This is a genomic window from Brachyspira sp. SAP_772 (assembly GCF_009755885.1).
Classification (GTDB): Bacteria; Spirochaetota; Brachyspiria; order Brachyspirales; family Brachyspiraceae; genus Brachyspira.
Window position 1 is genome coordinate 1 of sequence record NZ_VYIX01000238.1, and the last position, 638, is coordinate 638.

The 638-nt window shown below is 28.4% G+C and carries 1 protein-coding gene; it reads left to right on the forward strand.

Going from position 1 to position 638, the window contains the following annotated elements; genetic code table 11:
• Positions 1-594, forward strand: a 594-nt coding sequence (locus GQX97_RS13785) for a hypothetical protein (protein ID WP_157152329.1), incomplete at its 5' end; no start/stop codon positions are given.
• Positions 595-638: the final 44 nt, after the last annotated feature.

Consider the following 638-nt stretch of genomic DNA (forward strand, 5'->3'; position numbering starts at 1 on the left):
GAAGTAAGTGGTGATACTGGCGTAGATAAAGCAGCAGTTGTTACAAAAAACCAAGACGGTGGTATATATCAATTTACTACTACTGCTACAACTACTAGTACTACTGGAAGCGTTATATATAAATATACYAAAAGTGCAATAGCACCTATAAAAGAAATGACTCTTAATAATATCACAGTAACTAGTGATACTGGTAGTGGTACAGGAAGCACTGCAACTATAAATGATACTACATTCCAATTCTTATTTGAAATAGTATCTGTAACTTATCAAGGAAGCGATATAACTACTGATATTAAAAGTATTAGTGGAAATACAATAACATTTTATAACACAGCTTTAAGTGGAAATATAACAATAAAATATCAATATATGGACGTATATCAAATTTCAGAAAAACCAACTAAAGAAGGTGCTATTGAAGCTGGTAATATAATAACATTAACTCAAAATGATGCTGGTAAAACTTATATATGTAAAGATATAAATATGAATACATATTACTATGGAATAGTACCTGCTGATGGAATAATACAATCAGCATCATTACCAGGTGCAACACAAAATAACAATTATCAATTATGGCTTTATTAATATAAAAACGGAGATTGAAAATGAAAAAATTAATATTAATTCTT